The organism is Devosia geojensis (assembly GCF_000969415.1).
Taxonomy (GTDB): Bacteria; Pseudomonadota; Alphaproteobacteria; order Rhizobiales; family Devosiaceae; genus Devosia; species Devosia geojensis.
The window spans coordinates 82,150-100,725 of sequence record NZ_JZEX01000088.1 but is presented as its reverse complement, the minus strand read 5'-3'; the positions used below and the strand labels follow the sequence as shown (position 1 = coordinate 100,725).

Annotated in this window: 14 protein-coding genes; 4 read left to right on the top strand and 10 right to left on the bottom strand. The window is 65.6% G+C overall.

The annotated features are described in order from the left end of the window. The first annotated feature begins 156 nt into the window (after positions 1-156). Both VE25_RS09050 and VE25_RS09045 read left to right on the top strand, forming a co-directional pair. A complete protein-coding gene (locus VE25_RS09050) occupies positions 157-2,016 on the top strand; it encodes an ABC transporter ATP-binding protein (RefSeq protein ID WP_046108278.1) in 1,860 nt (619 codons plus the stop codon). A 338-nt stretch (positions 2,017-2,354) separates the two neighbouring features. Next, entirely contained in the window at positions 2,355-4,229 is a 1,875-nt protein-coding gene (locus VE25_RS09045) for an ABC transporter ATP-binding protein (RefSeq protein WP_046108277.1), read from the top strand. A gap of 42 nt (positions 4,230-4,271) precedes the next feature. On the opposite strand, the gene VE25_RS09040 is transcribed toward VE25_RS09045, so the two are convergent. Continuing rightward, positions 4,272-5,015, bottom strand: coding sequence for an ArsR/SmtB family transcription factor (locus VE25_RS09040; RefSeq protein WP_046108276.1), 744 nt, complete (start codon positions 5,013-5,015; stop codon positions 4,272-4,274). 252 nt (positions 5,016-5,267) lie between these two features. Then, the gene (locus VE25_RS09035; RefSeq protein ID WP_046108275.1) at positions 5,268-5,744 is read right to left on the bottom strand and encodes a methyltransferase family protein; all 477 of its coding nucleotides are present in this window, start codon (positions 5,742-5,744) and stop codon (positions 5,268-5,270) included. A 229-nt stretch (positions 5,745-5,973) separates the two neighbouring features. On the opposite strand from VE25_RS09035, the gene VE25_RS09030 reads away from it, so the two are divergent. Beyond that, positions 5,974-8,478, top strand: coding sequence for a beta-mannosidase (locus VE25_RS09030; RefSeq protein ID WP_046108274.1), 2,505 nt, complete (start codon positions 5,974-5,976; stop codon positions 8,476-8,478). Between the two features lie 94 nt (positions 8,479-8,572). Further along, complete coding sequence (locus VE25_RS09025; protein WP_046108273.1) at positions 8,573-9,481, top strand: DMT family transporter; 909 nt, start codon at positions 8,573-8,575, stop codon at positions 9,479-9,481. Here the strand turns inward: VE25_RS09025 and VE25_RS09020 are convergent. The 8 genes from VE25_RS09020 to VE25_RS08985 all read right to left on the bottom strand — a co-directional run bounded on the left by VE25_RS09020 (position 9,478) and on the right by VE25_RS08985 (position 18,552). After that, positions 9,478-10,776, bottom strand: coding sequence for an NAD(P)/FAD-dependent oxidoreductase (locus VE25_RS09020; RefSeq protein ID WP_046108272.1), 1,299 nt, complete (start codon positions 10,774-10,776; stop codon positions 9,478-9,480). The genes VE25_RS09025 and VE25_RS09020 overlap by 4 nt on opposite strands. A gap of 71 nt (positions 10,777-10,847) precedes the next feature. Beyond that, a complete protein-coding gene (locus tag VE25_RS09015) occupies positions 10,848-12,215 on the bottom strand; it encodes an FGGY-family carbohydrate kinase (protein ID WP_046108271.1) in 1,368 nt (455 codons plus the stop codon). Between the two features lie 115 nt (positions 12,216-12,330). Continuing rightward, positions 12,331-13,263 (bottom strand): LysR family transcriptional regulator, encoded by a 933-nt coding sequence (locus VE25_RS09010; RefSeq protein ID WP_046108270.1) that lies wholly within the window; start codon positions 13,261-13,263, stop codon positions 12,331-12,333. Positions 13,264-13,277: 14 nt separating this feature from the next. Beyond that, the gene (locus VE25_RS09005; protein WP_046108269.1) at positions 13,278-14,756 is read right to left on the bottom strand and encodes a carboxylesterase/lipase family protein; all 1,479 of its coding nucleotides are present in this window, start codon (positions 14,754-14,756) and stop codon (positions 13,278-13,280) included. Between the two features lie 9 nt (positions 14,757-14,765). Beyond that, a complete protein-coding gene (locus tag VE25_RS09000; protein ID WP_046108268.1) occupies positions 14,766-15,557 on the bottom strand; it encodes an ABC transporter permease in 792 nt (263 codons plus the stop codon). Between the two features lie 4 nt (positions 15,558-15,561). After that, positions 15,562-16,419, bottom strand: a complete 858-nt coding sequence (locus tag VE25_RS08995) for an ABC transporter permease (protein WP_046108267.1) — start codon at positions 16,417-16,419, stop codon at positions 15,562-15,564. After that, entirely contained in the window at positions 16,416-17,474 is a 1,059-nt protein-coding gene (locus VE25_RS08990; protein ID WP_046108266.1) for an ABC transporter ATP-binding protein, read from the bottom strand. Before VE25_RS08990 ends, VE25_RS08995 begins: the two co-directional genes overlap by 4 nt. Positions 17,475-17,496: 22 nt before the next feature. Further along, a complete protein-coding gene (locus VE25_RS08985) occupies positions 17,497-18,552 on the bottom strand; it encodes an extracellular solute-binding protein (RefSeq protein WP_052731841.1) in 1,056 nt (351 codons plus the stop codon). Positions 18,553-18,576 lie beyond the last annotated feature (24 nt).

Sequence of the window (18,576 nt, the reverse complement as noted above, 5' to 3'; positions counted from 1 at the left end):
CCCATGGGAGACATCGCGATCAATCTGCCCTCCGTCGCCCGCAATAGCCATCCGCTGGACCGACTCCGAACCTGATCCTCGACTTTTTCCAAGATCAGGCGCGGCTTCAGTAAGCGCGCTGCGAGTCTTCTCGCGCGCAAGCAATGAGCCAATAAAATGCTAGACCGCGTCGTCTCCTTCTTCGACCATCTCTATTCGCCCACCGCGCTCGCCAAGAACCGGCAGCCGCCCATGGGCCTCAAGCGTTTCCTCATCTACTTCCTCGACCAGTTCCGTATGGTCTTCGTCATCCGGTTCGTGCTGGTCGCCATCGGTTCCATAGCCGATGCGATGATGCCGATCTTCGTCGGCATGATCGTGGGGATGCTTTCCGACACGCCTCCGGGCGAGATCTTCTCGGCCCACTGGCCGGCGTTCCTGATGATGATCGCCGTCGTGGTGGTGGTGCGTCCCACCGCCTTCCTCCTCGATACGCTCATTCGCAACCACTCGATCGTGCCCAACCTCGTCAATATCGTGCGTTGGCAGAGCCATTGGCACGTCATCCGCCAGAGCTGGACCTTCTTCCAGAACGATTTTGCCGGCCGCATCGCCAACAAGATCATGCAGGCGGGCGAGTCCATCGAGACGGCGGTGAACCTCGGCATCGATGCGGCCTGGTACGCGCTGATCTTCGTGGTCGTCGCCGTCTTCGTGCTGGCGGGCATGGACCCGGTGCTGCTGGTGCCGGTGGCGGTATGGATGCTGCTCTATGCCATCCTCTTCGTCATCGTCATGCCGCTGATCGCCCGGCACTCCGAGGAGCTCTCGGAGGCCAAGTCGGTCATGACGGGCCGCATCGTCGACAGCTACACCAACATCCAGACCCTGAAGACCTTCTCGACCGACGGGCACGAGGATGCCTATGTCGCCGAGTCGGTCACCGAGCACACCGTCGAGTTCAGGAAGCTGATGAAGGTCTTCACCTATATGTGGTCGACCCTCTTCATCCTGAATGCGGGCCTCGTGGTCTCGATCACGTGGCTGGCGCTCGCCGGCTGGAACAACGGCACCCTGACCACGGCGGCCGTGGCGACCGTCGTGCCCTTCGCGCTCCAGATCATGAACATGTCCGGCTGGATCCTCGAGATCGGCTCGAACATCTTCCGCCAGATCGGGAATGTGCGGGATTCGATGGATACCATCGCCCAGCCGCTGACCATGGTCGACAAGCCCGAGGCCAAGCCCCTGGTCGTGGAGCGGGGCGAGCTCGTCTACGACAACGTCTCGTTCAACTACTGGCGGGGCAAGACGGGCAGCGTCATCGACGAGTTCAGCCTCAGGGTCGAGGCGGGCGAGAAGATCGGCCTCGTCGGGCGCTCGGGCTCGGGCAAGTCGACGCTCGTGAACCTCGCCTTGCGGATGTTCGACGTGCAGTCGGGCTCGATCCGCATCGACGGGCACGACGTGCGCGACGTGACGCAGGAGAGCCTGCGCCACGCGATCGGCCTCGTCAGCCAGGACACGTCGCTCCTGCACCGCTCGGTGCGCGAGAACATCAAGTACGGCCGCCAGGGCGCGAGCGACGAGGAGATGATCCGCGCCGCCGAGCACGCCAACGTCCACGACGTCGTCATGGGTCTCGTCGACCCCAAGGGCCGCACCGGCTACGACGCACATGTGGGCGAGCGCGGTGTCAAGCTCTCGGGCGGTCAACGGCAGCGCATCGCCATCGCCCGGGTTCTCTTGAAGAACGCGCCGATCCTTGTGCTCGACGAAGCGACCTCCGCCCTCGACAGCGAGGTGGAAGCCGCGATCCAGGAGCAGCTGACGAGCCTGATGCAGGGCAAGACGGTCATCGCCATCGCCCACCGCCTCTCCACCATCGCCGCCATGGACCGGCTGGTGGTGCTGGAGAAGGGCCGCATCGTCGAGGAGGGCACCCACGCCCAGCTCCTCGCCTCGGGCGGCCACTACGCCCAGCTCTGGGAACGCCAGTCCGGCGGGTTCCTCGACCTGGAAGTGGCGGCGCAGTGATCCGGAAGGGCGGGCGATGAGCCCGCCCTTCTTGTTCTGGCGAGGCAGGATGCCCCACCCCCTCGGCTGTCATCCCGGCGAAAGCCGGGAACCAGTAAACGCAGGCGTGGCGATTTTTCTCGACGCTTCCACTCCTGCGGGACCCGGTGGGTGGTGTGACCTGGAGAGCAAGAGCCGTAGCGGCGTCGTTTACTGGGTCCCGGCTTTCGCCGGGATGACATCGGAGGTGGAACAGAACCTGTGCCAAAAATTCTGAACCTCCTCATCAACTTTCGTTGCCAAACCCCTAGACCCGCGGGCCTCCCGGCGCGACACTGCGCTCCCATGAAGAGTCGCCCATGAAGCTCATCGACCGCATCAACACCGCCTTCGAGTCCTGGATCGACCCGTTCGGTAAGACGGGCGATCTCAAGCCACCCAAGGAGCCGCTGGCCTATTTCTGGTTCTACATCCGGCAGGCCAAAGGCCCGTTCCTCGTCATGCTGGCGCTGGGCGGCGCCGTGGCCCTCGTCGAGGCCGGGCTCTTCTATTTCGTCGGCCGCCTCGTCGATCTCCTCGACAGCTCGGCGCAGGCGGAAGGCTGGTCGGGGCTGATTTCTGCGCATGGCGGCGAACTGACATTCATGCTGGTGACGGTCGTCCTCATCCGCTTCGTCGTCACCTGGGCCTCGGCGCTGGTCGAGGAGCAGACCGTCAATCTCGGCTTCTACAACCTCGTGCGCTGGCAATCCTACGCGCATGTCGTGCGCCAGAGCCTCTCCTTCTTCCAGAACGATTTCGCCGGCTCCATCGCCCAGAAGGTCTGGCAATCGGGCGGCGCGGTCGGCGATTTCGTCGTCGGCATCGTGCAGGTCGTCTGGTTCATGGTCGTCTATACCCTGACCACCCTCATCCTCGTCGCCCAGCTCGACTGGCGCCTCGCCGCGCTGGTGGCGCTCTGGGTCGTGCTGTTCTTCGTGCTGGCACGCTTCTACGTGCCGCGCATGCGCGGCTATGCGGCGGCGACTGCCGAGACCGCCTCGGCTCTCAACGGGCGCATCGTCGACAGCTACTCCAACATCCTCACCTTGAAGCTCTTCGGCAACGCCGACACCGACGACCGCTATGCGCGCACCGGCTTCGACCGCTTCCTCGAAGCGCTGCGGCTCCTGGCCCGCACCGTTACCTCCGTCCGGGCCAGCATGGCCATGCTCTCGGGCGTGATGATCGCCGCCATCGCCTGGCTCTCGGTGCATCTGTGGACCATGAACGTCGTCTCGGTGGGCGGCGTCGCCTTCACCCTCGGCCTGCTCCTGCGCCTCAACATGCTCCTCGGGCGCATGATGAACCAGCTCAACGCCCTGATGCGCAATTTCGGTGTGGCGCAGAATGCCGCCGAGCTGATCTCGCAGCCCCTGCGCCTGGTCGACGCGCCCGACGCCACGCCATTGAAGATCACCAAGGGCGAGGTGCGCTTTGACAACGTCTCCTTCCACTACGGGCGCGAGAGCGGCGTTATCGACAATCTCGACCTTGTCATCGCTCCGGGCGAGCGGGTCGGCCTCGTCGGGCGTTCCGGCGCCGGCAAGTCGACGCTGGTCAACCTCCTCCTGCGCTTCTACGATCTCGAGGGCGGCCGCATCACCATCGACGGGCAGGACATCGCCAAAGTCACGCAGGAGTCGCTGCGCGCCAATATCGGCGTCGTCACGCAGGATACCGCGCTCCTTCACCGGTCGGTGCGCGCCAATCTCGCCTACGGCCGGCAGGACGCGAGCGAAGAGGACATCATGGGCGCCGCCGGGCTCGCCGAGGCGCATGAGTTCATTTCCGACCTCGTCGACTATCGCGGCCGCACCGGCTACGACGCGCATGTGGGCGAGCGGGGCGTCAAGCTCTCCGGCGGCCAGCGCCAGCGCGTCGCCATCGCCCGGGTGCTGCTGAAGAACGCACCGATCCTCGTCCTCGACGAGGCGACCTCCGCCCTCGACAGCGAGGTGGAGGCGGCCATCCAGAGCCAGCTCGAGCGGCTGATGGCCGGCAAGACCGTGCTCGCCATCGCCCACCGCCTCTCGACCATCGCCGCCATGGACCGGCTGATCATCCTCGACAAGGGCCGCATCGTGGAGGAGGGCACCCACGCCGAGCTCCTCGAGCGCGGCGGCCATTATGCGAACCTCTGGGAGCGCCAGTCCGGCGGCTTTCTCGACCCCCAGGCGAACGCGGCGCAGTAGGATACGGCGTGGCTGCCTTGCCACGCCGCGTTGGTCTTGCCGTCACATGGTCCGCGGATAGGCGATAGCCTCGCCCGTCTCCAGCAGGCTCTTGAGCGAAGAGGCGATCTGGGCCCAGCCGCTCGTGACGCCCGGGGGCGCTTTGTCGATGTCGTGGTGGGTGATGGTGAACTTGCAGACGTCCCCCGCAGGCTCGATGGAAAAGGTGACGCGCGTTGCCCCCTTGCTTTCGCCCCAGTTGGGCAGGAACGTGCTCACCAGCTTCCTGTTGGGCTCGATCTCGACGAGTTCGCCGTCGAGCAGCAGCTCGCCGTCCCGGAAATACTGGAAGGGGCTGCCAGGCTTGAGGTCGCTCTTCAAGGTCGAGCCGTAGTAGTAGAGCTGGGTCTTCTCGGGGTTGACCAGGGCTTCCCAGAGCTTTTCCGGCGTCGTCCTGATGAATGTCTCGAGCACGAAGGTCGGGCGTTCGGTCATCGCAGTGGGTCCTTCCAATGTAGCCTTCAGATCCATCGCGAACCGCGCCGCCGGCTTTGCGTAGGGCGCTATCCATCGGTCCGCGACCTCCTGGATCGGGGCCGGGTTGAGGTAGTGGTGCTTGAAACGCCCGGCCTTGCGCGTGACGACGAGGTTCGCCTCCTCGAGCACGGCCAGGTGCTTCATCACCCCAAAGCGCGTCATTCCGAGCCCCGCTTCGAGCTCGGTCAGGGTCTGTCCGTCCTTACCGCGAAGCGAGTCCAGTAGGCCACGCCGGGTCGGATCACTGAGCGCTTTGAAGATCGCATCCACGGCAAGGATAATAGGTGACTAAATGGTCACATGTCAAGCGGCAAGAAGGTGGTGTGCTAGGTTGTGTGGACAGTTAGGTCAGGGTGAGCCGAAAAGGGTGGTTTTTGAGAACCGGCGCGCAGCGTACGTTCGGGTACGTGAGCACGGCAAGCGCAGAAAACCGCCCTTTGCAGGCCGCCATCACCTAAATGTCCACACAACCTAACGCTCGTTCACAGCCGCAGCCGGTAGTGTGGAAAGCAGGTGCCTTTCTTAAAGCCAGCGCCGCGTCCGCGTCAGCAGCGTCCGGTATTCGTCGCCGAACTTGGCCGTGAGATACCTTTCCTCCCGCGCAACGATCACCTGGTCGAACACCAGCCAGAGGACCGGCGTCAGGATCACGCCCCATTCGAGCGAGAAGACGAGGCTGAGGCCAAGCAGCAGCATCACCATGCCGAGATACATCGGATTGCGGGTGTACCGGTAGGGGCCGCCCGTCACCACCTTCAGCGCCGGCTGGGTCGGGATGACGTTGGTGCCCTCGCGGTGGAACAGCATCATGGCGCTGCGGGCAAGCCAGATGCCGCCGACTACGAGCACTAGCCCGGCGACCGTCTGCAGGTTGAGCCCGACGGGCGCAGCGAGGAAATGCAATGGTATCCAGTCGAGCACTATGGCGACGGCCAGGGCCCCGAGCAGGAGCACCGGCGGCAGCACCGGCAGTTGTGGTCCATTGTCGATGTCAGTCATGGGTTCCTCCCTCCATTCCCGTTGAATCTGGGAAGCCGCAGCCTCGCCCGCAAGCTGCGCCGCTTGCCTCCCGCAGGCCATTGGCATCCGGCAGGACTCCCACTAAGAATGGCGCAAAGCGCCGGCGAAATCGATTGCAGGACCCTGCCGGTCCTCCTTTCGCCACTCCGGCGTCCCGCCACGACAGTCCAGCCGGCGCGTGCCTCCGCCGGCGTCCCGGAGGAGACAAATGACCTATTCCGCGCTCGACCTGAGCGGCACCTTCCAGCTGTCCTCGACGGCCAAGGATGTGAAGACATCCATCGCGCTCCCTGGCGACGTGCACACCGCCCTCCTTGCCGCCGACATCATCCCCGATCCCTATTTCGGCGAGAACGAGAAGGCGGTGATGTGGGTCAACCACACGCCCTGGACCGTCGAGCGCACCTTCGAGGCGTCGGCCGCCGACATCGACGGCTACCTGACGCTGACCCTCTCCGAAATCGACTGCATCGCGACCGTTTCCCTCAACGGCGAGCCAATCCTCGAAGCCGACAATTCATTCGTGCGCTACGACATCGACGTTACCGGCAAGGTGCGCGAGGGCGACAATCACTTGAAGATCGATTTCGCCGTCACCCGCGATGTGGCCAGGGCCCGCGCCGAGGCGCATCCGTTCCCCATACCCTTCACCAAGAACTACCAGACCAACGGGCTCGAAGGCGTGCACATGAACTTCGTGCGCAAGGCCGCCTGCCACGCTGGATGGGATTGGGGCATCTGCCTGATGCCGACCGGCGTCTATGGCACCATGAGCATCCGCAAGTCCCGCCTCGCCCGGCAGGAGAGCGTCGAGGTGGAGCAGGCCCATGGCAAGAACTCCGTCGAACTGACTCTGAAGACTCGTCTTTTCGCCTTTGCTCATGGTGAGGTGGAACTTCAGCACGAGATCGACGGCCAGACCATCACCGACAAGGTGGCGGTCAACAAAGGCGAGAACGTCTTCACCCACAACGTCACCATCAAGGAGCCGCGGCTCTGGTGGCCGGCGGGGCAGGGCGAGCAGCCGCTCTACGAGCTCGTCACCAGCCTCGAAGGCGAAGTCATCCGCCGCAAGATCGGGCTGCGCAAGCTCGAATGGGTGGTCGAGCCCGACGAGATCGACCACACGTTCAAGTGCCGCATCAACGGGCGCGACATCACCATGATGGGCGCCAACTGGATCCCGGCCGACGCCATCCCCTCGCGTATCACCCCGGCGGCCGTCCGCGACCTGCTCGAGAGCGCGAGGGCCGCCAACATGAACATGCTGCGCATCTGGGGCGGCGGCCAGTACGAGCCGGACTTCTTCTACGAGCTCTGCGACGAGCTCGGCCTGCTCATCTGGCACGATTTCATGTTCGCCTGCATGAGCTACCCGTCGGACCGCAAGTTCCTCGACAACGTCAGGACCGAAATCACCCAGCAGATCCGCCGCCTCTCCCACCACGCGTCAATCGCGCTCTGGTGCGGCGACAACGAGGTCATCGGCTCGCTCTCCTGGTATCCCGAGACCCGCGCCGCGCCCGAGCGGTATGTTGCCAACTACGACCGGCTCAATTCCATGCTCGGCAACATCGTCGAGGACGAGGATCCCGGCCGCCGCTTCTGGCCGTCCTCGCCCTCCATGGGCTACCTCGACTTCTCCGACGGCTGGCATGCCGATACGCGCGGCGACACCCACTACTGGGACGTCTGGCACTCGGCCAAGTCGTTCGAGGCCTACCGCACGGTCAATCCGCGCTTCGCCTCCGAGTTCGGCTTCCAGTCCTTCTCCTCGATGAACGTCGTTGCGACCTTCGCCGAGGAGAAGGACCGCAACCCGTCCTCGCCGGTGATGGAAAACCACCAGAGGAACGACGGCGGGAACGCGCGCATCCTCGAGACCATGTGCCGCTACTTCCGGTTCCCGCGGGACTTCGAGCAGATGGTGTTCCTCTCCCAGGTGCAGCAGGGCCTCGCCATCAAGACCGCCATCGAATACTGGCGCTCGACCAAGCCGCGCTGCATGGGCACGCTCTATTGGCAGATCAACGACATCTGGCCGGTGGCCAGTTGGTCGAGCCTCGATTATGGAGGGCAGTGGAAGCTGCTCCATTACATGGCCAAGCGCTTCTTCCTGCCCATCAACGTCGTCGCCGTGCCGCAGAATTCTGAAGTGCGCACCAACTCGCGCGGCCTCGCCGTCGAAACGCTGCCCACCGAAATCGCCCTCAAGGCCATCAACGACACCGCCGACAAGGCCGAAATCCACCTCGAGGTGCAGGCGGTGAAAGTCGGCGGCGGCGCCCGTACGCTCTCCGAGGGCAAGGCCAAGGTCGGGCCTGATGCGGCCAAAGAGGTGGCGACCATCAAGGCCAAGAAGCTCGAGGAGGATGAATTCCTCTTCTTCTCCTGGACTGACGAGGACGGCAACCTCATCGGCGAGAACGATTACTTCCCCAAGCCCTACAAAGCCTACGAGCTCGTCCGCCCGACGATCACAGCCAAGTGGTCTCAAGCAGGAGCTACCCCCGTGCTGACTCTCGAGACCGACAAGCCGGCCCTCTTCGTCACCGCCACTGTCGATGCGCCGGGCTATTTCTCGGATAACGCCGTCACGCTGCTTCCCGGTCGTCAGACCGTCCTCACCTTCACTCCACGCCTGGGTGCGAGGGTATCGGCGGAGGAGTTGGCGGAGACTCTCAGGATTTCCGAGTTGTCGCAAACCTTCTAGGCCGGAATGAAACGTCAGCCGCATTGACATTCATGCGCCGATCCTCAACCCTCCGATACGCCGCCCGTCCTGCTGCGGTGTATCGGAACCGCCAATGAAGCCCACCGTCGCGCCCGTCGAGGAGCGCAGCCTGATGGGCATCGGCCTCGTGCTGCTTGCCTATTTGATGTTCACCGCCATCGACTCCTCGGCCAAGTGGCTGGGTCTTGCGGGCCTGCCGGTGATGCAGATCGTCTTCGCGCGCTATGCCATCCATCTCGGCATCGTCTCGGCCGTCTACCTGCCGACCCGCCGCATGGACCTCCTGCGCTCCGGCAACCTAAAGATCGAGGTGTTGCGCGCCATGGCGCTCCTCGGCTCCTCGCTCTGCAACCTCACGGCCGTGCGCTACCTGCCGCTGACGGTCACCGGCTCCATCCTCTTCACCATGCCGCTGATCATCTGCGCCCTCTCGGTACCCTTCCTCGGCGAGAAGGTCGGCTGGCGGCGCTGGACGGCCATCGCCGTCGGATTCGTCGGCATCCTCATCATCGTGCGCCCCGGTACCGAGGCCTTCCATCCGGCCGCGTTCCTGTCGCTCGCCGGCGCCGTTTGCTCGGCGCTCTATTTCCTGTGGACCCGCCGCCTCGCCGGCGTCGACTCCGCCGCCACCCAGCAGTTCTACGGCGCCGTTCTCGCCACTGCCGTTCTCGCGCCCCTCGCGTTCGCCGACTGGGTCTGGCCCGCACGCGCCGTCGATTGGCTGGCCTTTGTCGGCATCGGCATCGCCGGCTATGTCGGCCACCAGCTCTCGACCGTCGCCCACCGCTTCGCCTCCCCGACGGTGCTGGCGCCTTTCGCTTACCTCCAGATCATCTATCTGACCGCCGCCAGCTGGTTGATCTTCAACCAGCCGCCCGACATCTGGCTCTATATCGGTGCGCCGATCGTCATCGGCTCCGGCCTCTACATCTGGCTGCGTGAACAGAGGCTATCGCGGGCTGCGGTGGAGCCGGTGGGTTAGCCCTCCGCCTTCGTCACTTCCTTCAGCGGCGCCGCCTTCTCCGCCGGTCCCTGCGTGATCAGCCGGGCGCTGCGGCGGCCGGTGAGATAGATCCACAGCCAGCTCAGCGCCACCGAGAAACGGTTCTTGGCGTCGATGAGAAAGTAGATATGGGCAAGTCCCCATACCCACCAGGCGAGCCGGCCCTTGAGCTTCAACCAGCCGAAGTCAATCACCGCCGCCCGCTTGCCGATGGTCGCAAGGCTGCCGAGGTGCTTGTAGCGGAACGGCATCGGCGCCGTGTCACCCGCGAGCCGCGCCTTGATGACCTTGGCCGCATGCCGCCCGCCTTGCTTGGCCGCATCGCCGATGCCCGGCACCGGCTTGCCGTCTGGCGCCGCGATCGTTGCTGCGTCGCCGATGACGAAGATCTCCGGGTTTCCCGGCACCGAAAGGTCCGGCTCCACCTTGATGCGTCCGGCCCTGTCCGCCTCGGCGCCGAGCCACTTGGCGACGGGTGAGGCCTGCACGCCCGCAGCCCAGATCACGGTCTTGGCTTCGAGCCGCTTGCCGCCATAGGTCACGCCGTCCTTGTCGACCTCGCTGACGTTCTCGCCGAGCTCGACGATGACGCCGAGACGCTTGAGCGCCTCTTCGGCGTAGGCGGAGAGATCCTTGTCGAAGTTGAGCAGCACCCGGTCGGCGCCCTCGATGAGATGGACCCTGGCCTCGCGCGGATCGATGGTGCGGAACTCGTCGCGCAGCGCCGCCCGCGCCAGTTCGCTGATCGCGCCCGCCAGCTCCACGCCGGTCGGTCCCGCGCCGATGACGACGAAGGTCATCAGCGCCGCTCTCTGGTGCGGGTCGAGCGTGCGTTCGGCCGCCTCGAAGGCCTCGAGGAGCTTGCGGCGGATGGTGGTCGCGTCCTCCAGCGTCTTGAGGCCTGGCGCGTCCGCCTCCCACTCGTCATGGCCGAAATAGGCGTGCCGCGCGCCGGTCGCCAGGATCAGGCTGTCATAGGGCACGACGGTGCCGTCCTCGAGCCGTACCTGCCGTGCGCCGGTGTCGATGTCCATCACCGTGCCGAGGATGGTGCGCACCTCGCGCCGGTCGCGCAGGATCGTGCGGATCGGCCAGGCGATTTCTGAGGTGGAGAGGGCGGCCGTCGCCACCTGGTAGAGCAGCGGCTGGAAGAGGTGGTGGTTGCGCCGGTCGACGAGGGTGATCTCGACATCGGCGCCCTTGAGTTCCATTGCAGCCGAGAGGCCGCCGAACCCGCCCCCGACGATCACCACACGGTGTTTCTGCGTCGTCACGATAGGCCTCCTGTCTCCCTCTCAAGTGGAGGGATTGCGTCGTCCGCACAAGCCCCGTGAACGCAGGCGAGCTATGTGCCGGCGCGTGCCCTCCAGGCATCGCGATAGGCTGCGAACCCATCATGGACGAGGGGCATGAGCGCTCCCGGCTCATGGCCTCGTCCGTCGAGAGGCGCCAGCAGCAGGCTCGCCCCGAGGCTGGTGCCCGTGGCGTCGGCCGAGGCCGTCACCGGCACGCCCGTCACCCGGGCCAACGCCGCGCCGAACAACGCGTTCCGTGCCAGCGGTCCTTCGATGACGATCCGCTTGCCGGTCCCGCAAAGCGAAAGCGCCGCCTCGGCGACGAGCGCGAGGTAGAGTGAGGCCGCCGCATACCGCTCGCCGGGGGTCAGGCCTTCCGGTGCCGTCGTCCAGCGTCCCTGGCCCCTGGGGAACGGGCCGACGCCGGCAATGAAGGTCGGCAGAACTTGCACTCGGTCGCGGATCACCCGGTCGAGCTCAGCCTCGCTCGGCGCGCCCGCGCCCGCTGCCAGCGTGTCGAACTCTCTTCCCCCCATGAACCGCGCCGTCGGCACCGGCCGGCCGAACGCATCGACATTGGCGAGGCTGTCGCGCTCGCGGTCGAGCCCGGTGGTGGCTCCGCCCACGGTCATGCAGATGGTCCAGGTGCCCGTCGAGATCACCGTGAACGGCGTCTCGTGCCGCCCGAGGTGCGGCAGCAGCGATGCATTGGAATCGTGGATGCCGCAGGCGACCGGCGTATCCGCCTTAAGCCCCGCCCCGGCGGCGATCTCCGGCAGGATCGGCCCCAGCGCGGAGGCCGCTGGCTTCACCGCCGGAAACAGCCTGCCCCAACCCTGCGCCGCAACGAGCGAGGAGAAATCGCCCTTGTCCGGCGCCCAGAGGTCGGTATGGCAGCCGAGCGAGGTCACCTCGCTCGCCTTTATTCCCGTCAGCCGCCATGCCCAGTATTGCGGATAGGTGAGGATCGCCTCGGCCCGCCCGAACTCTGCCGGAAACTTGCGCGACTGCCAGAAGATCTGCGCCCCGAGGTTGAGCCCGTTGGGCAGGCGCGGCGAATAGCTCTCGGCAAAATCCGCACGCACCTTGCCGTACTCGAGGCCCGTTTCCTCCGGGCCCGCATATTCGTAGTCGAGCACCGGCAGCGCCAGCCCGTCGCCGGCGACCAGCGCCGCCGTCGCGCCGTGCGTTGTGATGGAGATGGCTGAAATCCCGTGCCGGGCATGCAGCATCTTCAAGGAGGCGAGGATGAACGCCCACAAGCCCTCGACATCCGCGTGCGGGTAGGGCCCGTCGACCACCGGCGTGTTCGGCATCGACAGCACGTCGACTTGCGTCGCGCTCGCCGTGTCGATCAACACCACCTTGGCATTGGTCTTGCCGATGTCGATCACGGCAATGGTTGCGGGTGTCGGCATGCGCATCCTCCTCCAAGCGTCCCGCATTTAGCCGAACGCCTCCGCTTGCACCAGCCTGACATGTTAGTTTTGCGGGGCTAGCAGGAGATCCCGACTTGGAAAGTCGCGACAGCAATCAGTTCTGACTGAAAGACAAGGTCAGCCCCTCGATGTCTGAAACGGCCGTGTCGCGCATGTGGTGGATGATCGTTTCGACCGAGGCCGAAAGGGGGCGGCCGACCGCTGTTATGACGCTCCAGCGGAAGGGAATGTCGAATGAGAGGGGAACGGTCCGCACACCCTGCAATGGCAGGCCCATGACCGTGAGAGGCTCGACGATGGCGATGCCGAGCTTCTGGCGCGCCAGCGAAAGCGACACGTAAGTGGCATTGCAGTCGATGACGGAGTTCGCCACGACATCGTTGGCGGCCAGAGCTTCCTCGATCTGCATGCGCAGGCGATAGGGATTGGCGGCAACGATCAGCCGCTGGCCCTTGAGCTCGGCCGGAGTGATGACCGGGCGCCCGGCCAGCGGATGGTCGACGGCGACCACGGCCTTGCATGCGACTTCCGCTTGCCAGTGAATCTCGACGCCTGGATTGTCGAGCGGCCAGCTCGCAAGGCCCAGGTCCGCAGTGCGCGCCACGACGGCCTGGACGACGTTCTCGGCCGAAATGCTCTGGATATGCACCTTCTGCGGCAGCAGCGCGGGACTGATGCCCGCAAGCGTGCTCGGCAGCAGGCTGCTGGCCAGCGCCGGCACGGCTGCGATCTGCATCGGCAGGGGCGCCGCCGTCTCGATGGCCTCCGCCTTGTCGGCAATGGCGCGCAGCCCCGACAGGAAGACTTCGACCTGTTCGTAGAACGCCAGTCCCTGCGCGGTGGGCGATATACGCGGCCCGCTGCGGTGCAGCAGGGCAAAGCCCACCTCCGCCTCGAGGTCCTGGATGAGGCGGGTGATCACCGGCTGCGAGCGGCCGATGGCCCTGGCCGCGCCGGTCATGCTGCCGATCGACACCACCGCGGAAAAGGCCTCGAGCTGCTTGGTGTCGAAGTATTTGAGGCTCATTGCATTTCCCCCGGCTATGGCCTTTGCCAGAGTCCCAGCCGCTCCGCAAACCTGTCCGGCGCAGGTTCTATGGCACCCTCGGCCATGTGCAGGACGACTTTCATCTTTTCGGTGAAGCGCGGCCATGCATGGGGCAGGGGATCGCCGGCGATGAAGGCGCGCCAGACCTCGTGCACCTTCTCGGCGAAGGCAATGTCGGTGACGCGCTGCCGCTCAGGCTGCTCGGTCGGGTCCATACCCCGGCGATACCATACCGCGCCGACCTCAGCGCCATGGGCCGCACCGGTTTCGTCGGGAAGGACGGGACCGTAGAGATATTTCCACACCGGTTGGTGCCGGCCGTGAAGCAGGGCGAAGCGGGTGGTCGGATTCTGGAAGACGAGGTCGCCGGCCACGGCCCGCCAGATGCCGTGTGGCGAGTGGTCGGACAGGGCCTTGCGATAGGTGTCGACTATGCCTTGTCCGGTCCAGCCGAGGGGGCGGACGCGCTCGTGCAGAAACCTCGCGGCGCCGGCGAAATCGAGATCGTCGGGCAATATGGTCGAATGGGTGAGATATTCGGCGCTGGTGCAGCCGATCATCATCGGCACCGGCATGGTGCGGCCCGCCGCCGCGGCCGCTTCCGGATGCTCGAGCAGGCTCACACCATCGATCACCGGCACGAACGGCACGCCGAGCATCGCCGCCGAGCCGTCACGGTCGTAGTCGTGCTGCTCGTAGCTCTCATTGCAGAGGTCGCGCTGGGCGACGAGCAATGCATCGATCGGCGCATCCATGATGCCGGCTTCGTCGGTCCCGAGCGCGGTGCACATGCGCCGAGTGAGCTTTCGCGCGTCGTCCATGCCGGCAATGGCGGTGCTGGCTCCGCTCTGCGGCATGGCGCGCGAGAAGAGCCCCTTGGCGCCGGGCATGGCCATGACGGCGGCGATGGCAAAACCGCCGGCCGAGCGGCCGGCAAAGGTCACCCGGTCGGGGTCGCCGCCGAAGCGCTCGATATTGTCCTTGACCCAGCGCAGCGCTGCCAGCAGGTCGAGCAGGCCGCGATTGTCGGGCATGCCGTCGATGTGGAGGAATCCGAGCGCCCCGAGGCGATAGTTGACGGTGACCTCGACGATGCCGCTGGCAGCGAAAGCACCGCTCTGCAGCACCGGCTCATTGGCCGAGCCCACGGCATATCCGCCGCCGTGCACCCAGACCAGCACCGGCGCCCGGCCGTCGAGCGATGGCGTGCGGATGTTGAGCGTCAGGAAATCCGTGCCCTGGGTCAGCGAGGAGGTCGCCCCCCTGCCGACGGGGCCATAGGTCGGGACCTGCGGACAGACGGGACCGAGCCTCGTCGCGTCGCGCACGCCCCGCCATGGCTCGACCGGTTGCGGCGCGAGGAACCGGCGTTCCCTGGTGACTGGCGCGGCATAGGGCACCGAGAGGAAGCAGAGATTGCCGTGCTCGGAAAAGCCCTCGATCTCGCCGCCGGGTACCATTACGCACGTCATGGCTAGCTCCTATACGGCCTTGCGCAGGCCAATCAGCCGCTCGAGCACGATCACCACGGCCACCGAGATCAGGATCAGCACCACCGAAAGCGCGGCGATCTGTGGGTCGGTGGAGTATTCGAGGTAGCGGTAGATTTCCGTCGGCAGCGTCGAGCTGCGCACCGACACGATGAACAGCGAGATCGTGGTCTCGTCGAACGAGATCAGGAAGGCGATGACGCCGCCGGCGATGATGCCGGGCCGGATCAGCGGCAGGGTGATGCGCCAGAAGACGTTGAAGGGCGAAGCGCCATGGACGAGCGCGGCTTCCTCGACGCGGCGGTCGACGGACATCAGGCTCATGCTAACGGTGCGCACCGTATAGGGAATGGTGATGCCGAGGTGTGCGAGCACGATGCCCGGATAGGTGTCGAGCAGACCGAATCCGGCCAGCACCAGCACGAGCCCGACGCCGAGCACGATGTTGGGGACGATAAAGGGCGCGATGACGAGGAAGTTGACCGCCCCTTCGCCGCGAAACCTGTAGCGGGTGAGCGCCAGCGAGATGAGCGTGCCGACGGTCACCGCGCCGAGCCCGACGATCGCGCCGATGAGGAGGCTGCGCCAGAAAGCCGAGATGAAATCGGCGTTCTGGAACACTTTCACATAGGAGCCGAACGAGAGGCTTTCGGGCGGGAAGGCGAGGTACTGGCGCGTGTCGAAGGAGACGACGAAGACGATGATGATCGGCGCCAGCAGGAACACGTAGAGAAGGCCGATCAGCAGTCGCCAGGCGAACTTTGCGGGCAGGGAGGTTTCCATCGCCTCATGCCTCCAGCGCGCGCAATGCGCGGCGGTAGATGACGATCACCGAGCTGAACAGCACCAGAAGCAGCATGGCGAGCGCCGCCGCCAGCGGCAAGTTGAGCGTGACCGTCGCTTCCTGGAAGACTTCGGTGCCGAGCACGAACACGCGCCCGCCACCCATCAGGCGCGGAGTGACGAAGCCGGAAATCGCGAGCACGAAGACCAGGAGCGCGGCGGTGATGACGCCGGGCAGGCTGAGCGGCAGGATGATGCGCCAGAACACCTTGAGACGATTGGCGCCGAGCATGGCGGCGGCCTCCTCGAGCTGGGTGTTGAGCCGTCCGAAGCCCGAAAGCATGGCGAGGATCGCATAGGGCATCAGGATCTCGATCATGGCGATGGTGGCGCCGAGGAAATTGTTGGAGAGCCGGATCGGCGTTTGGATGAGCGAGAGCGCCTGCAGCGTGCCGTTGATGACGCCCTGGTCGCCGAGGATGACCATCCAGCCATAGGTGCGCACGACGCCCGAGGTCAGGAGCGGAGCGATGGCGAGCGCGGTCAGCACGCCGCGCCAGCGGCTGGTGGTGCGGGCGAGAAAGAGCGCGATCGGGTAGGAGAGGACGACGGCAAAGGCCGCGACGGTAAGCCCGTAGTTCAGCGTGTTGCCCGCCACCCGCCAATAGAAGGGGTCGAGCACCACATCGGCATAGTTCGCCAGCGTCCAGCTGCCGTCCGCGCCGCCCAGCGCCGAGGTCGAGAACGAGGCGCGCAGCAGCCAGAGGAGGGGCGCGACGAAACTCACCCCCAGGGCCAGCAGCCCCGGCAGGAGCAGCAACAAGAGAATGCCGCGGTTGCCTTTCCTGTCGCTCGTCGTCACGCTGCCGTCCCGATGACTGTCACGTCGTCACGCGCGACGGTGAGGGTTACCCGGTCGCCGCGCTCGGGCAGGGTGCCGGCATGCGTGGGCAGGTCGACGAGGAAGGTCCGGTCCTTGACGTCGACGTCGAGCGTCAGCGTGTCGCCGCGATAAACGAGGTGCCGGACCACGCCCTCGAAGGCATTCTCGCCCTTGCCGTTGAGGGTGAAGCGGTGCGGGCGCACGAGCAGGCGCACATCCTTGCCCAGCGGCGCATCCAGGCCGAAGACGACCATGCCGAGGCCGGGTACGTTGGCCTGATGCGGCTCCACGACCGTGCCGGTGAGGAAGTTGCCGGCACCGATGAAATTGGCGACGAACTCGGTGGCGGGCCTGTCGAAGATCTGCCGCGGCGTGCCGATCTGTTCGATCCTGCCGGCCGACATCACCGCCAGCCGGTCGGCCATCGAGAGCGCTTCGTCCTGGTCGTGGGTGACGAAGATCGCGGTGACGCCGGTGCGCGCCTGGATGTCGCGGATTTCCTCGCGCATCTCGTCGCGCAGCTTGGCGTCGAGGTTGGAAAGCGGCTCGTCGAGAAGCAGCAGCTGGGGCTCGATCACCAGCGAGCGGGCGATGGCGCAGCGTTGCTGCTGGCCGCCGGAAAGCTGGGTGATGCGGCGCTCGCCGTAGCCCCTGAGCTTGACAAGGTCGAGCGCCCGCTCGACGCGCGCAGCGCGCTCGGCCTTGGGCACGCCGCGCATTTCGAGGCCGAAGGCGACGTTCTCGGCGACGCTCATATGCGGAAAGAGCGCGTAGGACTGGAAGACCATGCCCATATTGCGCTTGTGGACCGGTATCTCGGCCATGTCCCGCCCGTCGAGCCGGATGCGGCCCGAAGTCGGCGTGATGAGGCCGGCGACCATGCGCAGGATGGTGGTCTTGCCGCAGCCGGAAGGACCGAGAAGGGCGAGCATTTCGCCCTTCTCGAGATCGAAATCGACGTGGTCGACGGAAGGCGCGCCGCTGCCGGGATAGGTCTTGACCAGTTGCTCGACGATGACGTGCTTGTCGGCCATGGGGCGCTTCCTGTCCGGGTGACTAGTTGAACGCGATGACTTCGCGATTAATACGCTGGATCCAGTCCGAATAGACCGTGGCGATGAACGGCCAGTCCAGCGTCATCTGCGCATCCTGGGCTTCCTTGGAACCGTAGATGCGCTGGGCGACTTCGTCGGTGAGCTCGACCGTGGAATTGACCGGGCCATAGAAGCTCTTTTCGGCAAACGTCGCCTGCGCTTCGGCGCTCAGGGCATAGTTGATGAAGAGCTGGGCCGCTTCGGCGTTCCTGGAGCCCTCGATGAGGTTGATGGTGTTGGTCTGGCCGATCGAGCCCTCGACCGGAGCGGCGATGCCGATGACGCCGTCCTGGGTGTCGTGCAGGTACTGCGCGCGCCCGTTCCAGCAGATCGAGAGGTCGACTTCACCGCTCTGCACCACGGCGTAGCAGTCCGGCGCCGGGTCCCAGGTCAGGACGTTCGGGGCGAACTCGTTCATCGCGGCGATGGCCGGGTCGATGGTTTCCTTGTAGTCCGCTCCCGCCATCTTGTTGAGGATCGGGATGAGGATCACGCCGCGCGTGTCGGCGAGGCGGGCGGCGATGCGGCCGGCGTATTTCGGGTCCTTGAGGTCGTTCCAGCTGGTCGGCGGCTCGGTGACGGTGTTGGTGCTGTAGAGGATGGCGAGGTTGTCCTGCGAGAAGGCGATCGAGCGGTCGCCCTCGATGCGGGCCCAGTCGGGCGTCTCGGCGAGGTTGGTGACGACGTTCGGGTCGAGCGCCGCGGTCAGGCCTTCCTGCGCAGCCCGGATGCCGACGGCCACGTCGATCAGCGCAACATCGACGGTCGGATCGCCCTTCTGCAGGGTGAGGAGGGCCAGGGTTTCGGCCGAGTTCCTCGACGGCTGATAGACCACGTCGATGCCCGGATACTGCTCCTCGAAGGCCGAGATGATGAACGTCTCGTAGTTCTCGGCGAAGACGCCCGAAAAGCCGATGACGTTGACGGTGCCGGTGACATTGGCGTCCTGCGCGACGGCGGCGCCGGCAATGGTGAAGGCGGTGGCGGCCAGGAGGCCGGTGGTCAGGTGGCGGATCATGTGTCTCTCCAGAAGGTAGTCGGT

Coding starts and splice junctions, on each gene's coding strand:
- VE25_RS08985 (WP_052731841.1), bottom strand. CDS start 18,552: ATGATCCGCCACCTGACCACCGGCCTCCTGGCCGCCACCGCCTTCACC.
- VE25_RS08990 (WP_046108266.1), bottom strand. CDS start 17,474: ATGGCCGACAAGCACGTCATCGTCGAGCAACTGGTCAAGACCTATCCC.
- VE25_RS09050 (WP_046108278.1), top strand. CDS start 157: ATGCTAGACCGCGTCGTCTCCTTCTTCGACCATCTCTATTCGCCCACC.
- VE25_RS09005 (WP_046108269.1), bottom strand. CDS start 14,756: ATGACGTGCGTAATGGTACCCGGCGGCGAGATCGAGGGCTTTTCCGAG.
- VE25_RS09035 (WP_046108275.1), bottom strand. CDS start 5,744: ATGACTGACATCGACAATGGACCACAACTGCCGGTGCTGCCGCCGGTG.
- VE25_RS09030 (WP_046108274.1), top strand. CDS start 5,974: ATGACCTATTCCGCGCTCGACCTGAGCGGCACCTTCCAGCTGTCCTCG.
- VE25_RS09025 (WP_046108273.1), top strand. CDS start 8,573: ATGAAGCCCACCGTCGCGCCCGTCGAGGAGCGCAGCCTGATGGGCATC.
- VE25_RS09015 (WP_046108271.1), bottom strand. CDS start 12,215: ATGCCGACACCCGCAACCATTGCCGTGATCGACATCGGCAAGACCAAT.
- VE25_RS09000 (WP_046108268.1), bottom strand. CDS start 15,557: ATGGAAACCTCCCTGCCCGCAAAGTTCGCCTGGCGACTGCTGATCGGC.
- VE25_RS09045 (WP_046108277.1), top strand. CDS start 2,355: ATGAAGCTCATCGACCGCATCAACACCGCCTTCGAGTCCTGGATCGAC.
- VE25_RS09010 (WP_046108270.1), bottom strand. CDS start 13,263: ATGAGCCTCAAATACTTCGACACCAAGCAGCTCGAGGCCTTTTCCGCG.